The organism is Micromonospora sp. CPCC 206171 (genome assembly GCF_036906755.1).
Classification (GTDB): domain Bacteria; phylum Actinomycetota; class Actinomycetes; order Mycobacteriales; family Micromonosporaceae; genus Micromonospora; species Micromonospora purpureochromogenes.
Genome location: NZ_JBAKHT010000024.1, coordinates 51,260 through 66,979, shown reverse-complemented (window position 1 = coordinate 66,979; position 15,720 = coordinate 51,260). Strand labels below are relative to the sequence as shown.

Genomic DNA, 15,720 nt, shown 5'->3' with positions numbered 1-15,720 from the left:
GGCGGAGCGTACCACGGACGTAACACGCACTGGGATGAGTCGATTTTCGCTGATCACGGCCCGGCAGTGACAGGATGGGTCGTAATCCCCTCGAGGAGGCCCGTGGTGAAGCGTCAGGCGTACCAGCCGATTCTGATCACCGACGCCTCGCGCAGCCAGGACGACCAGCTCACCAGCCGACAGAAGCGCTACGTGCTGATGATGGGCATCCGGGTGGCGTGTGTGATCGTCGGTGCGATCCTGGTCGGCGCGAAGGCCCCGCTGCTCTGGCTCTGGCTACCGCTGTGCGCCGTCGGGATGGTCCTCATCCCGTGGCTGGCGGTGCTGCTGGCCAACGACCGCCCGCCGAAGGAGCAGCACCGGCTGGCGGGGAAGTTCCAGCCCAGGATGCGCGACGAGACGCCGCCGATGAGCCTGACCGCCGAGGAGCGGCCGCACAAGATCATCGACGTCGAACCCTGACCGCCGGGCGCCGGGCCCTGCAGATCCGGCGCCCTTGCCCGATGGGTTCGGTCAGCCCGTCGGCCGGGCGCCCACCGTCGAGACGGCCAGCGCCCCGAGATCACCGGCCCGGCCCAGTGCCGCCCGCGGCTCCGCGCCGCCCAGCCAGGCCGTCAGCAGGCCCGCCGCGAAGGCGTCCCCGGCGCCGGTGACGTCGACCACCGCGACCCGCCGGGCGGGCGCCACGCTCACCGTCGCGCTCCGATCGACCCACACCGCGCCGGCCTCGCCCCGCTTCACCACCACCCGACGGGCCGACACCGACAGCGCCCGTGCCTGCGCCCCCGGGTCCAGTCCGCCGGCGAGCACCCCGGCCTCGTCCGCGTTGACCAGGAGCAGGTCGACGTCGCGTACCCAGGACAGGAAGGCCGCCGCGCCGACCCGCCGCAGCGGCGCCGCGGACGCCGCGTCGACGCTGGTGGTGAGCCCCCGCGCGCGGGCGGCGGCCAGCGCCGCCAGCCCGGCCGGCCGCGACGCGGCGTCCAGCAGGCAGTACCCGGACAGGTGCAGGTGCGCGGCGTCCGGCGCCGCGGCCAGCGCCCGCTCGACGTGCTCGACGGTCAGCCGCAGGTTCGCGCCGCGCTCGGTGACCATCGTGCGTTCCCCGGCGGTGGCCAGCACGATCACCGTGCCGGTGGCGCCGCCCGGATGCACCTCGACGGCGCACTCCACGCCGACCCGCTCCAGCTCGGCCACCCGGTCCCGCCCGGCGCTGTCGTCGCCGACCGCGCCCACGAGCGTCACCGGCACGCCCTGCGCCGCGATCCACGCCGCGGTGTTGGCCGCCTGGCCACCCCCGCTGACCTGGATCGTCGCCGGGGTGTCCGAGCCGGTGGCCAGCGGCCCGGCCAGCACCGCCACCACATCGGTGATCAGGTCACCGACCACGACCACCCGGGACGGGCCGGTCATGCCGGCGCGTCGGTGCGCAGGGCGGCCGCGGCGACGGCGATCCGGGCGGCCAACTCGGCGTTGCGCAGGATGATCCGCACGTTCACCGCCAGGCTGGCGCCCTCGGTGGCCGAGTGGAAGTGGGCCAGCAGGAACGGGGTCACCGCCTTGCCGGTCACCTGATCGCGGCCCAGCCGGGCGAGGCCCTCGGCGAGGGTCCGGTCGTGCAGCGCCGGGTCGAGCTGCTCGTCGGTCGGCAGCGGGTTGGCCACGATCAGCCCGCCGCCGTGCACGCCCTGCTGCTCCCGGGCGGCCAGCACGTCCGCCACCTGCTCCGGGGAGTCCACCGACCAGTCCAGGTCGAAGCCGGCGTCGGTCAGGTAGAAGCCGGGGAACCGCCGGGTGCGGTAGCCGACCACGCCCACGCCGAGGGTCTCCAGGCGCTCCAGCGTCGCGCCCACGTCGAGGATCGATTTCACCCCGGCGCAGACCACCGCGATCGGCGTCCGGGCCAGGGTGACCAGGTCGGCGGACTCGTCGAAGGTCTGTGCCGCCTCCCGGTGCACGCCGCCCAGCCCGCCGGTGGCGAAGACACCGATCCCGGCCGCCGCGGCGACCGCGCTGGTGGCGGCCACCGTGGTGGCGCCGTCCGCGCCGGTGGCGGCGGCCACCGCCAGATCGCGTACGGAGAGTTTGCTCACTCCGTCGACGGTGGCGAGCCGGGTGAGCTGGGCGTCGTCGAGCCCCACCACCAGCTCGCCGCCGACCATTCCGATGGTGGCCGGGACCGCGCCGGCCTCCCGTACGGCCCGCTCGATCCGGCGGGCCACTCGCAGGTTGTCCGGTCGGGGCAGACCGTGCGAGACGATGGTGCTCTCCAGGGCGACGACCGGTCGACCGTCACGCAGGGCGTCGGCGACCTCAGCGCCGAGACGGGTGTGAAAGTTGGTCACCTCCGTTACCGTACGGGCCGCCGTCGGGGTGGGCTGCGGTGGACCGGCCCCCACCGACCTGCCAAACTGGAAAGTTGGAGGTGGCAACAGTGAGCACACAGATTCTTGAACGGCCGGAGCTGAAGGACGCGGACACCGGTCCGGAGATGTTCCACTACGTCCGCAAGGAGAAGATCGCCGAAAGTGCCGTCATGGGTACGTTCGTCGTGGCGCTCTGCGGCGAGACGTTCCCGGTGACCAAGGCGGCCAAGCCCGGCTCGCCGGTCTGCCCGAAGTGCAAGGAGATCTACGACTCGTACGGCGAGTGATCCCGGGCGGCCGGTCCGGCCGCCCCCGTACTCTTCGGCGGTGTGACCACCTCCACCGCCCTGCTCTTCGCCGACCTGACCGGGGTGGCCGTATTCGCCGCCTCCGGGGCCTCCGCGGCGGTGGCCAAACGACTCGACCTCTTCGGCGTCGTCTTCGTCGGCTTCGTGGCCGCACTCGGCGGCGGGATCTTCCGTGACCTGGCCATCGACGAGGTGCCCCCGCTGGCCTTCGCCGACTGGCGGTACGCCACCACCGCCGCGGTGACCGCCGCCGCCGTCTTCTGGCTGCACCCGCAGCTGGCCCGGCTGCGCACCACCGTGCTGGTGCTGGACGCGGCGGGCCTCGCGCTGTTCACGGTCACCGGCACGCTCAAGGCGCTCGACGCCCACGTGCCGCCGGTCGGCGCCTGCGTGATCGGCATGCTCACCGCCATCGGCGGCGGGCTGGGCCGTGACCTGCTCACCGCCGAGATCCCGGTGGTGCTGCGCCGGGAGATCTACGCGGTGGCCGCGCTGGCCGGCGCGATCGCGGTGGCCCTGCTCGACGCCACCGGACGCGCCGGCACCGGGCCGCTGACCGCCGCCGCCCTGCTGGTCTTCGCGCTGCGGCTGGTGGCGCTGCGACGGCGCTGGTCGGCTCCGGTGGCCACCCTGCGACCCCCGAAGACCGGGGTTCGCGGCCCCCAGACCTGACCACCCACCTCTTCACACCGCGCCGCGCCGGCCCGCCGCAGAGCGGGTCGGGCGGGGCGCGGGCGGGGGTGGCGGATGTGACCAGCGTGGCGTCGAGTGGGGCGAGCGGCGTCCGCTGGTTATGCTGAGTCGGCCTTCGCGGCATCTTCTGCGCGGAGGCGTTTTCATGGGCGGCGGTACCCGTGGCCCTCGGCCGGGGTCCGCCATGGTGCGGTCGGAGAGGAGCCTCGCGTGGCAGCCCGGTTGCCGGCGCTAGAGACGTTCCCGCCCCTGCGTGCCTGGCAACGCAAGGCGATGGTGGAGTACCTGCGCCGCCGCACCGACGACTTCACCGCGGTCGCCACCCCCGGCGCCGGCAAGACCACCTTCGCCCTGCGGATCGCCGCCGAGCTGCTGGTGGACGGCACCGTCGAGGCGGTCACCGTGGTCGCCCCGACCGAGCACCTGAAGACCCAGTGGGCGAGCGCCGCCGCCCGGGTCGGCATCCAGCTCGACGCCGCGTTCCGCAACGCCGACGTGCACTCCTCCGCCGACTTCCACGGCGCGGTCGTCACCTACGCCCAGGTCGGCATGGCCCCGCAGGTGCACCGGCGGCGCACCATGACCCGGCGCACGCTGGTCATCCTCGACGAGATCCACCACGCCGGCGACTCCCGGTCCTGGGGCGACGGGGTCAAGGCCGCCTTCGAGCCCGCGGTACGCCGGCTGATGCTCACCGGTACGCCGTTCCGCTCCGACGACAACCCCATCCCGTTTGTCAGCTACGAGCGCGGCGGCGACGGGCTGCTGCGCTCCCGCGCCGACTCGGTCTACGGCTACTCCGACGCGCTGCGCGACGGCGTGGTCCGGCCGGTGCTCTTCCTGGCGTACTCGGGGGAGACCCGGTGGCGCACCAACGCCGGCGACGAGCTGGCGGCGCGGCTGGGCGAGCCGATGACGCAGGACCTGGTGGCGCAGGCCTGGCGTACCGCCCTGGACCCGGCCGGCGACTGGATGCCCCAGGTGCTCCGGGCCGCCGACGCCCGGCTGACCGTGCTGCGCAACGCCGGCATGCCGGACGCGGGTGGCCTCGTCATCGCCAGCGACCAGCAGAACGCCCGCTCGTACGCGAAGCTGATCGAGCAGGTGACCGGCGAGAAGGCCGCGGTGGTGCTCTCCGACGACGTGGGGGCCTCCGCGCGGATCGCGACGTTCGCGGCGTCCGAGCAGCGCTGGCTGGTCGCGGTCCGGATGGTGTCCGAGGGCGTCGACATTCCCCGGCTGGCGGTCGGCGTCTACGCCACCAGTGCCAGCACGCCGCTCTACTTCGCCCAGGCGATCGGGCGTTTCGTGCGGGCCAGGCGACCGGGGGAGACCGCCTCGGTCTTCGTGCCGAGCGTGCCGCACCTGCTCGGACTGGCCAGCGAGATGGAGGCCGAGCGGGACCACGTGCTCGGCAAGCCCAAGGAGTCCGACGGCTTCGACGACGACCTGCTGGAGCGCGCCCAACGCGACGACCAGGCCAGCGGTGAGCTGGAGAAGCGCTTCACCGCGCTCTCCGCGACCGCCGAGCTGGACCAGGTCATCTTCGACGGCGCCTCCTTCGGCACCGCCGCCCAGGCCGGCACCCCCGAGGAGGAGGAATACCTCGGCCTGCCCGGTCTGCTCACCGCCGACCAGGTCTCCATGCTGCTCACCAAGCGGCAGGCCGAACAGCTCGCGGCGCAGCGCCGACGGGCGGCCACGCAGACCGCTGAGCCGGCCGCTGACGCCCCCGCGGCGCCGGCGGCACCGATGAGTGCCGCCCAGCGTCGGGTGGCCCTGCGCCGCCAGCTGAACGCCCTGGTGGCCGCCCGGCACCACCGCACCGGCCAGCCGCACGGCAAGATCCACGCCGAGCTGCGCCGCCTCTGCGGCGGCCCACCCAGCGCCCAGGCGACCATCGAGCAGCTCGAAGAGCGCATCGCCACCGTCCAAACCCTCTAACCCCTCCACCCCAACGGTCCGAGCCGTCCCGGCGGCCCCCGCACTTTCAGGGAAAGCGTGGCCATTCGGCGCGTCGAGGTCACTCATTCCGTGAAAGTGCGCGGATCCGGGGCGCGGGGCGCGGGCGCGGTGGGGGGACAGAGCGCAGACGAAGCCGGCCGGGAGCCCTTTGGGGCTCCCGGCCGGCTATGTCGTCGTTATGTGGTTGCGGATTCAGTTCGCCATCAGATCGGCGCCACGCCAGCTGAACTCCGGGTCCGTCGCGTACTTCACGGTGATCTTCACGAGATCCTCCGCGTACTTGTTCGCGTGGTGCCCACAGAACACCAGCTCGCTCCCACCCGCCAGAGTGATCCGGAGCTTGCCGGCAGCATTGCAGCGGTCGCACCGTTCATCGGCGGCTGGGGGAGCCACCGTCTCGGGCGGCGGCGTGAGGGTCGGGGTCATCGCCTTCCTCCTCTGGTCGTCACCGATGAACACTCTCTTCGGTCGTTGCTCACCCATCGTGCAACACCCTCGTCGGGCCCTGCCTTCCCCGTGTGCCCGCGGGCGACCGAGGTCACACCTGGCAGGGAGACAGTGTGCCGTGTGCCAAGGGTGCCACGTCAACGATCACAAACAGGCAACCGACGGATCACCTTTGAGTGTTCTACGGCTAGTGGTCAAACCGACACGGCTGGTTGACGTGAAGGGGTCAGTCCAGGTAGTCGCGGAGCACCTGGGAACGGGACGGGTGACGCAGCTTGGACATGGTCTTGGACTCGATCTGCCGGATCCGCTCCCGGGTCACCCCGTACACCTGGCCGATCTCGTCCAGGGTGCGCGGCTGACCGTCGGTCAGGCCGAAGCGCAGGCGTACCACGCCCGCCTCACGCTCGGAGAGCGTCTGCAGCACCTGCTGGAGCTGGTCCTGCAGCAGCGAGAAGGAGACGGCGTCGACCGCGACGACGGCCTCGGAGTCCTCGATGAAGTCACCGAGCTGGCTGTCGCCCTCGTCGCCGATGGTCTGGTCGAGCGAGATGGGCTCCCGGGCGTACTGCTGGATCTCCAGCACCTTCTCCGGTGTGATGTCCATCTCCTTGGCCAGCTCCTCCGGGGTGGGCTCGCGGCCCAGGTCCTGGAGCAGCTCGCGCTGGATCCGGCCGAGCTTGTTGATCACCTCGACCATGTGCACCGGGATGCGGATGGTGCGGGCCTGGTCGGCCATCGCCCGGGTGATCGCCTGCCGGATCCACCAGGTGGCGTACGTGGAGAACTTGTAGCCCTTGGTGTAGTCGAACTTCTCGACCGCGCGGATCAGACCGAGGTTGCCCTCCTGGATCAGGTCCAGGAAGGCCATGCCGCGGCCGGTGTAGCGCTTGGCCAGCGAGACGACCAGGCGGAGGTTGGCCTCCAGCAGGTGGTTCTTGGCGCGCTCGCCGTCGCGGGAGATCCAGCCCAGGTCCCGCTGCATGTCGCGGGTGAGCTTCTCCTCACCCTCCTCGGCCGCGCGCAGCCGCTCGGCGGCGTAGAGCCCGGCCTCGATCCGCTTGGCGAGCTCCACCTCCTGCTCCGCGTTGAGCAGCGGAACCTTGCCGATCTGCTTGAGGTACGCCCGGACGGAGTCGGCCGAGGCGGTGAGCTCGGCGTCACGACGCGCCTGCTTGAGCGCCTCGGACTCCTCGTCGTCCCACTCGAAGTCGTTGTCCGTGGCGGAGCTGGCCGCGTCGGCCTCGGCGGCCTTGGTCAGCTCGGCCGGCTCCTCGACCACCACGTCCTCGATCGCGGCCGCGAGCTCCTCGGGGTCGATCTCGCCCTCGGCACCCTCGCCCTGGGCCTTGCCGGCGGCGGCCTTGGTGGCCTTGCCGGCAGCGGCCACCGTCGCCTTGGTGGCGCGGGTGGACTTCGTCGCCTTGGCGGCCGGCGCGGCGGCCTTGGCGGCCACCTCGGCGGTGGTGGCGGCGGCCTTGCGCGGCGCCGCCTTGCGCGGGGCGGGCGCCGGGGCCTCGTCGGCGGCGGGCGCCTGCTTGGGGGCGGGCGCCGCGGCCTTCTTGGTGGTCTTGGCGGTGGTGGCACGCGAGGCCGGGGTGGCGGACCGGGCCGCGGCGACCCGACGACGGGTGCTGGCCGAGCCGTCCACGACCACGGTCACCCCCGCATCGGAGAGCGCCCGCAGGATCTTCTTGGCCTGGGCCGGGGTCACCTCAGCGGACTCGACGGTGCGCGCGAGCTGGGCCGACGTCAACTGGCCGCCGGCGCTCTGCGCGTGGGCGATCAGGGTGTCGGTGAGCGAGCGAACGTCGGCGCCGGTCTGGCGGGGTTCTGTCACGAATGACCTTCCGGAGGCGAAGAGCGAGCACGGCCGGGTCGTCCGGCGCAGCGTGGGGCACCGTGCCGGGCGATGTCGTTGAGGGACCCCCGTGTCCCGGGCCGTCCGTCCGGCGGCGGTCCGTGGCGCGTGGGCAGGGTGAATTGTAACGCCGTCTGCGGCGATCATCCTGCGGCGCACGGCGTACCGGCGGCGGGGACCGCCGATTCGGCGCACATATGGACTTTGTAAGGATGATACCCGCGCGCACGGCGGGTCGTCCCGATCGTGCGGGAAGGGGACGAACCATGACTCGTTCGGCGCCGGCGCCGGCCGAACTGCTCACGATCGCGATCGACGTCGCCCGGCAGGCCGCGGCCACCGCGCACCGGATGCGCGCCGAGGGGGTGTCGGTCGCCGCGACCAAGAGCACCGTCACGGACGTGGTCACCGCCGCGGACCGCGCCGTCGAGCGCCAGGTCCTCGACGCGCTGCACCGGGTACGCCCCGACGACGCCGTTCTCGGCGAGGAGTACGGCGCCGGGGCGGCCGACGGTGCGATCAGCGGGGTGCGCTGGATCGTCGACCCGATCGACGGCACCGTCAACTACCTCTACGGGCTGCCGTACTGCGCGGTGTCGCTGGCCGCCGAGGTCGACGGCGAGGTGGTCGCCGGGGTGGTGCGCAACGTGGCCACCGGGGAGGAGTGGACCGCCACCGCGGGCGGCGGGGCCTGGCGCGACGGGCAGCGACTGCGCTGCTCGACCGAGGTCGACCTGGGCCAGGCGCTGGTCGCCACCGGATTCGGCTACGACCCGGCGCGCCGTTCGCACCAGGCCCGGGTGATCGCCGAACTGATCCCGCACGTCCGCGACATCCGCCGGCTCGGCGCCGCCGCGCTGGACCTCTGCCTGGCCGCCGAGGGGCGGGTGGACGCCTACTACGAGAAGGGGCTGGCCGCCTGGGACCAGGCGGCCGGCGGCCTGGTGGCCGCCGAGGCGGGACTGCGGGTCGCCGGGCTGGGCGGCCTGCCGGCCGGCCCGGACCTGGTGATCGCCGCGCCGCCGGCGCTCTTCGCGCCGCTGCACGACCGGCTCGCCGACCTCGACGCCTCCGGCGGCCCCTGACCGCCCGGACCCGGCCGACGTGGGCCGGGGCCTCCGGCGGCTCTTGACCGTCCGGGCCCGGCCGACGTGGGCCGGTCCGCTCTGCGATCGGAGCCGGGGCGGTGGTCACGGTGGCCGGCGCGATGACCGGATCTCCGACAGCGAAACGGCGGTGTCCTGGGGGACACCGCCGTTTCGGTCAGATCAGTCTGGTCGGTCCGCCGGCCCGGCCGACGGATCGGTCACTTCTCGACCGGCATCGGGCAGGAGCCGGCGGGCGCCTCGGGCGCGCCCAGGTCGCCCAGGGACTGGTTCACCTCGGTGGTGGTGGCCAGCTGCTGGAAGCCGTTGCCCAGCACGACGTCGACGGTGTCGTCCTTGCGCTTGGCGTCGTAGACGGGCTCGGCGTTGTTCAGGAAGTAGGCCCGCAGCAGGTGCGCGGAGCCGACGCCCTTGGGGCCGTAGCGCAGCACCGCCACCTCGTCGACGCCCTTCGGCGCGGTGGCCGTCTTCTTCACCTGGAACTTCCGGTTGCGGAAGTCGTCGGCGATGTTGCCGGCCAGGCCGATCTGGTCGGTGGCGTTGAAGACGTTGATCTTCACGTCCTTCGGCTCGCGTAGGGTGATGTCGGCGAGCGGCCAGCCCTCGGGGCAGCCCCCGGCGGCGCCCGCCTTGCCCTGCGTGTCCCGCACCATGGCGACGACGACGAAGACCAGGGCGACCACCGCCAGCAGACCGACGACAACGAGTGCTCGCACTCGCGCAAAACTCATCTGGGCGCTCCCCGGACAGTGATGGGTGGCGGCGGCCAGCCGGTGGTCGGGCCGCCCCGCCGGCCGTCGAGTACGCCGCTGAGGTTAACGGTTGTCCGACCGTCGCGTGGAAACAGTCCGACATGCCGGCGCGCCATCCGGGAAGCGGGTACTACTACCCCTATCTTCGTGTCGCCTGAGTCACATTGGGAACAACTCGGGGTGCTGGGGCGTACATCTCAGCCACGAGGGCGGTATACATGCCTCGCCCGAGGGGGGTAAGGTTCCGCGCTCGCTGGGGGAGCCCCTGTCGGCCCCCGGCCAGAGCGGCCGGCGGGTCGGGTGACCGACACAAAGGGTGGCCGGCCAGTGGGAACCGAAACAACGTCGTCCGGCGTTACAACCGGAAGCGACAATATCGATATGGGAGAGTGAACCGATGGCCACCGACTACGACGCCCCGCGTCGCGACGAGGTCGACCTCGGCGAGGACAGCCTGGAAGAGCTCAAGGCCCGGCGGGTCGACTCACAGTCGGGCGCCGTGGACGTCGACGAGGCCGAGGTGGCCGAGAGCTTCGAGCTGCCCGGCGCCGACCTGGCCGACGAGGAGCTGACCGTCAAGGTCCTGCCGATGCAGCAGGACGAGTTCCGTTGCGGCCGCTGCTTCCTGGTCCACCACCGGAGCCAGCTGGCGGTCGAGCGCAACGGCGAGCTGATCTGCCGCGAGTGCGTCTGACCCCGAACCGCACATCGGCGGCGGCCGCCACGACGGGGCCGCCGCTGCTCGAGCTGCCGTGCGGGGGCGGCGGGGAGCTGCTTGACTCGTAACGGGCGGTGACCACGCCGCCGGGAGCACGGGAGGTCGGGCGGCATGAGCGAACGTGACGAGCGGGCCGGTGGCTCGGCGGGGGGTACGCCGACCGGGCCGCGCTCCGGTGCCGGGGCGGACGCCCCGGCGCAGCCGGGAGCCACGACGAGCCCGGATTCGGGTGCCACCCACCGCCCGGACGGCACCGTCACCGGCGGTCCGCGCACCGGGACCACCGGTGCCCGGACGTCCGGTGGGGACCCGACGTCCGGTGGGCACCCGACGTCCGGTGGCGCGGCCGGAGCGGCCGGGGGCACCTTCGACACGCCGTCCGGCAAGCCGAAATCGGCCGACCGGGCCGCTGAGGAATCCGGTGAGAGCGCCGCCGCGCTGACCGCCGACGACAGCGATCCGGCCCGCGGCCGTCAACTGCTGGCGCGCGCCCGCGGGCTGGCCGACCTGTCCAAGCCGAAGGCCGCGCTGCGCCGGATGACCGACACGGTCTCCAACGTGGCGCCGCACATCCCGGTCCGGGACCTGCGCCGGCACCTCCCGGGCGCCGGGGCCACCGGTGCCCGGCAGGCGGCACCGTCCACCGCCGGCCCGACGTCCGGTGGCGCGGCCGGCGGCACCCTCGGCGCGGGCCCGCCGGAATCGGCCGACCGGGCCGCGGAGGAACTCGGCGCGACCGTCGCCGCGCTGACCGCCGACGACATCGAGCCGGCCCGCCGCCGTCAACTGCTCACCCGGCTGGTGGGGCTGGCCCGCGCCCGTGGGCTGGCCGACCTGTTCAAGCCGAAGGCCGCGCTGCGCTGGATGACCGACACGGTCTCCGACGTGGCGCCGCACATCCCGGTCCGGGACCTGGCCACGCTGCGCCGGCACTTCCCTGGGCTGGACGACGAGGCGCTCGCCGAGCGGCTGGTGCGCAACGCCGCCCGGGCCACCGCCGGGGTGGGTGCGGCCGGCGGCGGCGTCGCCGCCGTGGAGTGGGTGGCCACCCCGACCCTGCTCTCGGCGCCCGTGCTGCTGGCCGCCGAGACCGTCGCCGTGGTGGCGATCGAGCTGAAGCTCATCGGCGAACTGCACGAGGTCTACCACGTGCCGCTGGCCACCGGCGGCAGCCAGCGGGCGGTCGCCCTGATGCAGTCCTGGGCCAACCAACGCGGGATCAACCCGATGACGCCCGGGGTGGGCGTCGGCGCGGTGCTCGGCACCGCGGCCCGCAGGGAGCTGCGCGACACCCTGCTCAAGCGGTTCGGGCGCAACCTGACCACGCTGGGGCCGTTCCTCACCGGCGCGGCCGTGGCCAGCTACCTCAACGGGCGGGCCACCAGGACCCTCGCCGACGAGATCCGCCGGGACCTGCGCCGCAAGGGCGGGGCGCTGCCCGGCGGCCGGCTGGCGCTGCCCTGAGGGGTCAGGCCGCGTCGCGGGCGGCCATGACCGCGCGGGCCAGCTCGACCGGGTGACGGGTGCTGACCACCCAGAACGGGGTCGGGTCGGCCGGATCGTCCAGCACCACCTGCACCGCGCCGCCGATCCAGGGCCGCTGCACCACGAAGGCCAGCGGATCCGCGCCCACGCCGAGGACCTCCCGGCGCCCGGCGGCGTCCAACGGCACCACGTCCGCCACGTACCGCACCGGCAGGTGGGCGTCGTCCACGAACAGTTCGCCGTCGCGCACCGCCACCCGGACCCTGCCCAGCCACCACAGCGCGACCGCCGTCGCCGGCGGGAGGACCACGAAGGGCAGCCAGGCCCGCACCCCGGGGGCGCCCATCCACACCTCGGCGGCCAGCAGCCCGGACAGGGCCAGCCCGACCACCCAGAGCCACCAGGGCAGACTCAGCCGTTCGGAGTGCTCCGCGGCCGCCGCGGTGCGCGGGGCCGGCGAGGACGGGGAAGGCGACACGCTCACACCTGCGAGGGTACGGCGCGCGGTGGCCGTGCGACCCGGCAGGATGGCAGGGCCAGCCCACGAACCCGACGGAAGAGGGAGCATCGTGACCCACGTCGTACCCGTGCCCGTGCGGCAGCTCGACCCGGAGCTTCCGCTGCCCGCGTACGCCCATCCCGGTGACGCCGGGGCCGACCTGGTGGCCGCCGCGGACGTCGAGCTGCCTCCCGGCGGCCGGGCCCTGGTGCCGACCGGGGTGGCGCTGGCGCTGCCGGAGGGGTACGTCGGCCTGGTGCACCCGCGCTCCGGCCTGGCCGCCAGGCTCGGCGTGACGGTGCTCAACGCGCCCGGTACGGTCGACGCCGGCTACCGGGGTGAGATCCTGGTCAACCTGATCAACCATGATCGGCACACGCCGGCGAAGATCTCCCGTGGCGATCGCATCGCGCAGCTCGTTGTCCAGCGGGTGGAGCGGGCGGATTTCCAGCCGGTGGCCGAGCTGCCCGGCTCGCGGCGCGGGGCCGGTGGACACGGCTCGACCGGCGGACACGCCGGTCTGGTGCCGCCGCCCGCGACCGGTCGACGGGAAGATCCCGACCGGGCGGGCGGACAGACGGAAGAGGTGGCAGGGTGAGTGCGAACAGCGGAGGGTGGGCGCAGTGATCTTCAGCCGGAAGCGGGCCGACGGCGGGCGGGGTGCCCGTGACGACCGGGCCGCCGAGGTCCTCGACTCGTACGACGCCGAGCCGACGGGTCCGTCGCGCGGTCCGTACGACAGCTCGGAGGCGCCGGAGGGCGTAGAGCGGCTCGATCTGGGCAGCCTGCACATCCCGGCGGTGCCCGGCGTCGAGGTGCGCGTGCAGGCCGACCCGCAGGGTGTGATCCAGCAGGTCGTGCTGGTGCACGGGGAGAACGCCCTCCAGCTCGGGGTCTTCGCCGCGCCCCGCTCTGAGGGCATCTGGGACGAGGTGCGCGAGGAGATCCGCCAGTCCCTCTTCGCCGACGGTGCCGCCGCCCAGGAGGTCGAGGGCGAGTACGGCACCGAGCTGCACGCCCGGGTCCGCACCCCGGACGGCCTGACCGACCTGCGTTTCGTCGGCATCGACGGGCCGCGCTGGATGGTTCGCGGTGTCTACCAGGGCGCTGCCGCCACCGACCCGGCCGCGGCCGGGCCGCTGGGGGAGTGCCTGGACGGCCTGGTCGTCGACCGGGGGCAGGAGGCGAAGCCGGTCCGCGAGCCGCTGCCGCTGCGGCTGCCCCGCGAGGTCGCCGAGCAGGCCGAGGGTGGCGAGGGCGGCGCTCCGGCACCCGCCCCGCGCGAGGCCTGACCGGCCCGGCAACGACCACTTCACCGGGCCCGGCACCGTCCACCGACGGAGCCGGGCCCGGTGCCGTGTCCGGCCGGTCCCGCCCGGCTCCGCCCGCCCCGGTGGGCCACCCGTCGCCGGGGGCCGGTGGGCGGGTCCGGGGGGCTCTGCCCGCCCGCCGGCCGTCTCGGTGGGCCCACCCGTCGCCGGGGGCCGGTGGACCGGGTCCGGCCAGCTCCGCCCGCCCGCCGGCCGTCGCGGGTACGCCGGACCGGTCCGGCGGGCGGGATCGGCGTACGCTGGCGGGACGGTTCCGGCATCGGCGGGGCCGGGCCAGTGCCGGCGCGGGCCGGTCAGCGTGGAGAGGGTGGCGCGGAGGTCATGACGACCGACGAGGGCCGGGTGTCGCTACGGCGCATCCTGCGGCGGCTCACCGCGAGCGAGGCCGAGATCGAGGCGCAGGAGCTGCAACGGGAGAGCGCCGAGTGCGGCGGGGTGCCGGCCCGGCAGTGCACGCGCGGCCAGGTGGTCTCGGTCACCGGCCGGCTCCGCACCGTGGTCTACACCCCGCGGACCAACCTGCCCACCCTGGAGGCGGACCTCTACGACGGCAGCGACGTGGTGACCCTGGTCTGGCTGGGCCGGCGGCACATCGCCGGCATCGAGCCGGGGCGGCACCTCACCGCCCGCGGCCGGGTGGCCGTCCGGGACGACCGCAAGGTCATCTATAACCCGTACTACGAGCTGGAGTCGCCGAAGTGACGACGGGACAGCAGCCGGCCACCGCGCCGCACCCGGAGGACGACGGGCAGCTGCCCAGCCTCGCCGAGCAGATGGCCGACCAGCTCGGCGGCTGGCGGGGCCTGGTCGAGTCCAGCATCCCCGTGCTGGTCTTCGTGCTCGCCAACATCGTGGGCGACCTGCGGCCCGCCGTGATCGCCTCGGTCGGGGTGGCGGTGCTGATCGCCGTCGCGCGGCTGGCTCAGCGGCGCCCGGTCCGGCACGCGGTCAACGGGCTCGTCGGCATCGGCATCGGCGCGTTCATCGCCTGGCGCACCGGCGACGAGCGGGACTTCTACCTCCCCGGCATCCTCTACGGCATCGCCTACGGGGTGGCCCTGCTGATCTCGGCGGCGATCCGCCAGCCGCTGGTCGGCTGGATCTGGTCGGTGCTGGTTGCCAAGGGGCGCTCCGAGTGGCGCGACGATCCCCGGCTGGTACGCACCTTCACCCAGCTCACCGTGCTCTGGGGCGTGGTCTGGCTGGCCAAGGTGGGCGTGCAGGCCGGGCTCTACCTGGCCCACCAGGACACCGCGCTGGGCGTGGCACGGCTGGCGCTGGGCTACCCGCCGTACGCGCTGCTGCTGCTGATCACCGTCTGGGCGGTCCGCCGGGTGACCCGGCAGGGCGCGCCGCAGCCGCTGCCCGGCGCCTGAGCCCGTCCGGCCCACCCCGGGCGCGGCGGAAGTCGGCCGGCGCTCCCGGCCTTCTCCGTCACCGAGGACGCCCGCACCGCCGTGCGGCGGGCTGAACGCCTGTGAGCCGGCGGCGGTCGCGCTCAGCCCTTGCCGCGGGTCCGCTCGACGCTGTCGGGGCCGAGGATCACCGCGCGGACCTCGTCCTCGACCTCGGCGGTGCAGACGAAGATCAGCTCGTCGCCGGCCTCGATCGGGTCGTCCGGGCTGGGCACCAGCACCCGCTTGCCGCGCAGGATCGCCACCAGTGCGGCGTCCCGGGGGATCGGCACCGCGTGGATCGGCTGGCCGACGTAGGGCGCGGTCGGCGGCAGGGTGATCTCGACCAGGTTCGCCTCGCCCTGCCGGAAGGTCATCAGCCGGACCAGGTCGCCGACGGTGACCGCCTCCTCGACCAGCGCCGCCATCACCCGCGGCTTGCTGACCGCCACGTCGACGCCCCACTGCTCCGTGAAGAGCCACTCGTTCTCGGCCCGGTTGACCCGGGCGACCACCCGGGGCACCGCGAACTCGGTCTTGGCCAGCAGCGACACCACCAGGTTGACCTTGTCGTCACCGGTCGCCGCGACGACCACGTCGCAGCCGGCGACGTTGGCCTCCTCCAGGCTGGTCAGCTCGCACGCGTCGGCCAGTACCCAGTCGGCGGCCGGCACCCGGTCCGGGCGCAGCATCCGGGGCTGGCGCTCGATCAGCATCACCTGGTGGCCGTTGTCGATCAGCTCCTGGGCGATCGACCGGCCGACGTTGCCGGCACCGGCGATGGCGATCCGCATG

General features: G+C 73.9%; 18 protein-coding genes. 11 read left to right on the top strand and 7 right to left on the bottom strand.

What is annotated here, in order from left to right; genetic code table 11:
• The first annotated feature begins 105 nt into the window (after positions 1 to 105).
• Positions 106 to 462, top strand: a complete 357-nt coding sequence (locus V6U89_RS23855; RefSeq protein ID WP_088964797.1) for a DUF3099 domain-containing protein — start codon at positions 106 to 108, stop codon at positions 460 to 462.
• A 51-nt stretch (positions 463 to 513) separates the two neighbouring features.
• Here the strand turns inward: V6U89_RS23855 and V6U89_RS23850 are convergent, their stop codons facing one another.
• Together V6U89_RS23850 and V6U89_RS23845 are read right to left on the bottom strand one after the other, a co-directional pair.
• A complete protein-coding gene (locus tag V6U89_RS23850) occupies positions 514 to 1,413 on the bottom strand; it encodes a carbohydrate kinase family protein (protein WP_334573606.1) in 900 nt (299 codons plus the stop codon).
• Positions 1,410 to 2,345 (bottom strand): pseudouridine-5'-phosphate glycosidase, encoded by a 936-nt coding sequence (locus V6U89_RS23845; protein ID WP_334573604.1) that lies wholly within the window; start codon positions 2,343 to 2,345, stop codon positions 1,410 to 1,412. The genes V6U89_RS23850 and V6U89_RS23845 overlap by 4 nt, the downstream gene beginning before the upstream one ends.
• 89 nt (positions 2,346 to 2,434) lie before the next feature.
• Here V6U89_RS23845 and V6U89_RS23840 point away from each other — a divergent pair, with 89 nt between their 5' ends.
• The 3 genes from V6U89_RS23840 (at position 2,435) to V6U89_RS23830 (ending at position 5,311) form a co-directional block, all read left to right on the top strand.
• Positions 2,435 to 2,653, top strand: a complete 219-nt coding sequence (locus tag V6U89_RS23840; RefSeq protein ID WP_088963331.1) for a DUF3039 domain-containing protein — start codon at positions 2,435 to 2,437, stop codon at positions 2,651 to 2,653.
• 42 nt (positions 2,654 to 2,695) lie between these two features.
• Entirely contained in the window at positions 2,696 to 3,346 is a 651-nt protein-coding gene (locus V6U89_RS23835; RefSeq protein WP_334573601.1) for a trimeric intracellular cation channel family protein, read from the top strand.
• Between the two features lie 231 nt (positions 3,347 to 3,577).
• Positions 3,578 to 5,311, top strand: a complete 1,734-nt coding sequence (locus V6U89_RS23830) for a DEAD/DEAH box helicase (RefSeq protein WP_334573600.1) — start codon at positions 3,578 to 3,580, stop codon at positions 5,309 to 5,311.
• Between the two features lie 213 nt (positions 5,312 to 5,524).
• On the opposite strand, the gene V6U89_RS23825 is transcribed toward V6U89_RS23830, so the two are convergent.
• A complete protein-coding gene (locus V6U89_RS23825; RefSeq protein WP_088964796.1) occupies positions 5,525 to 5,758 on the bottom strand; it encodes a DUF7455 domain-containing protein in 234 nt (77 codons plus the stop codon).
• A gap of 247 nt (positions 5,759 to 6,005) precedes the next feature.
• Positions 6,006 to 7,619 carry an RNA polymerase sigma factor gene (locus V6U89_RS23820; RefSeq protein WP_334573599.1) on the bottom strand — a complete coding sequence of 538 codons (1,614 nt, stop codon included), beginning with the start codon at positions 7,617 to 7,619 and terminating at the stop codon, positions 6,006 to 6,008.
• 287 nt (positions 7,620 to 7,906) lie between these two features.
• Here V6U89_RS23820 and V6U89_RS23815 point away from each other — a divergent pair, with 287 nt between their 5' ends.
• Entirely contained in the window at positions 7,907 to 8,725 is an 819-nt protein-coding gene (locus V6U89_RS23815) for an inositol monophosphatase family protein (RefSeq protein ID WP_334573598.1), read from the top strand.
• 221 nt (positions 8,726 to 8,946) lie between these two features.
• Here the strand turns inward: V6U89_RS23815 and V6U89_RS23810 are convergent, their stop codons facing one another.
• The gene (locus V6U89_RS23810; RefSeq protein WP_334573658.1) at positions 8,947 to 9,462 is read right to left on the bottom strand and encodes a LytR C-terminal domain-containing protein; all 516 of its coding nucleotides are present in this window, start codon (positions 9,460 to 9,462) and stop codon (positions 8,947 to 8,949) included.
• A 433-nt stretch (positions 9,463 to 9,895) separates the two neighbouring features.
• Here V6U89_RS23810 and V6U89_RS23805 point away from each other — a divergent pair, with 433 nt between their 5' ends.
• Positions 9,896 to 10,192 (top strand): DUF4193 domain-containing protein, encoded by a 297-nt coding sequence (locus V6U89_RS23805; RefSeq protein ID WP_046565779.1) that lies wholly within the window; start codon positions 9,896 to 9,898, stop codon positions 10,190 to 10,192.
• A gap of 609 nt (positions 10,193 to 10,801) precedes the next feature.
• The gene (locus V6U89_RS23800; protein ID WP_442933976.1) at positions 10,802 to 11,680 is read left to right on the top strand and encodes a hypothetical protein; all 879 of its coding nucleotides are present in this window, start codon (positions 10,802 to 10,804) and stop codon (positions 11,678 to 11,680) included.
• A gap of 4 nt (positions 11,681 to 11,684) precedes the next feature.
• Here V6U89_RS23800 and V6U89_RS23795 read toward each other — a convergent pair whose 3' ends face one another.
• On the bottom strand, positions 11,685 to 12,179 hold the full coding sequence (locus V6U89_RS23795) for a DUF3093 domain-containing protein (RefSeq protein ID WP_211364601.1): 495 nt from the start codon (positions 12,177 to 12,179) through the stop codon (positions 11,685 to 11,687).
• Between the two features lie 91 nt (positions 12,180 to 12,270).
• Between V6U89_RS23795 and dut the strand changes: the two genes are divergently transcribed.
• The 4 genes from dut to V6U89_RS23775 all read left to right on the top strand — a co-directional run bounded on the left by dut (position 12,271) and on the right by V6U89_RS23775 (position 14,907).
• Complete coding sequence (gene dut, locus V6U89_RS23790; RefSeq protein ID WP_334573596.1) at positions 12,271 to 12,798, top strand: dUTP diphosphatase; 528 nt, start codon at positions 12,271 to 12,273, stop codon at positions 12,796 to 12,798.
• Between the two features lie 25 nt (positions 12,799 to 12,823).
• The gene (locus V6U89_RS23785) at positions 12,824 to 13,492 is read left to right on the top strand and encodes a DUF3710 domain-containing protein (RefSeq protein ID WP_334573594.1); all 669 of its coding nucleotides are present in this window, start codon (positions 12,824 to 12,826) and stop codon (positions 13,490 to 13,492) included.
• Between the two features lie 360 nt (positions 13,493 to 13,852).
• A complete protein-coding gene (locus V6U89_RS23780; protein WP_154942867.1) occupies positions 13,853 to 14,233 on the top strand; it encodes an OB-fold nucleic acid binding domain-containing protein in 381 nt (126 codons plus the stop codon).
• Positions 14,230 to 14,907 carry a DUF3159 domain-containing protein gene (locus V6U89_RS23775; RefSeq protein WP_334573591.1) on the top strand — a complete coding sequence of 226 codons (678 nt, stop codon included), beginning with the start codon at positions 14,230 to 14,232 and terminating at the stop codon, positions 14,905 to 14,907. Before V6U89_RS23780 ends, V6U89_RS23775 begins: the two co-directional genes overlap by 4 nt.
• Positions 14,908 to 15,029: 122 nt before the next feature.
• Here V6U89_RS23775 and V6U89_RS23770 read toward each other — a convergent pair whose 3' ends face one another.
• The gene (locus tag V6U89_RS23770) at positions 15,030 to 15,719 is read right to left on the bottom strand and encodes a potassium channel family protein (RefSeq protein ID WP_334573589.1); all 690 of its coding nucleotides are present in this window, start codon (positions 15,717 to 15,719) and stop codon (positions 15,030 to 15,032) included.
• Position 15,720: the final 1 nt, after the last annotated feature.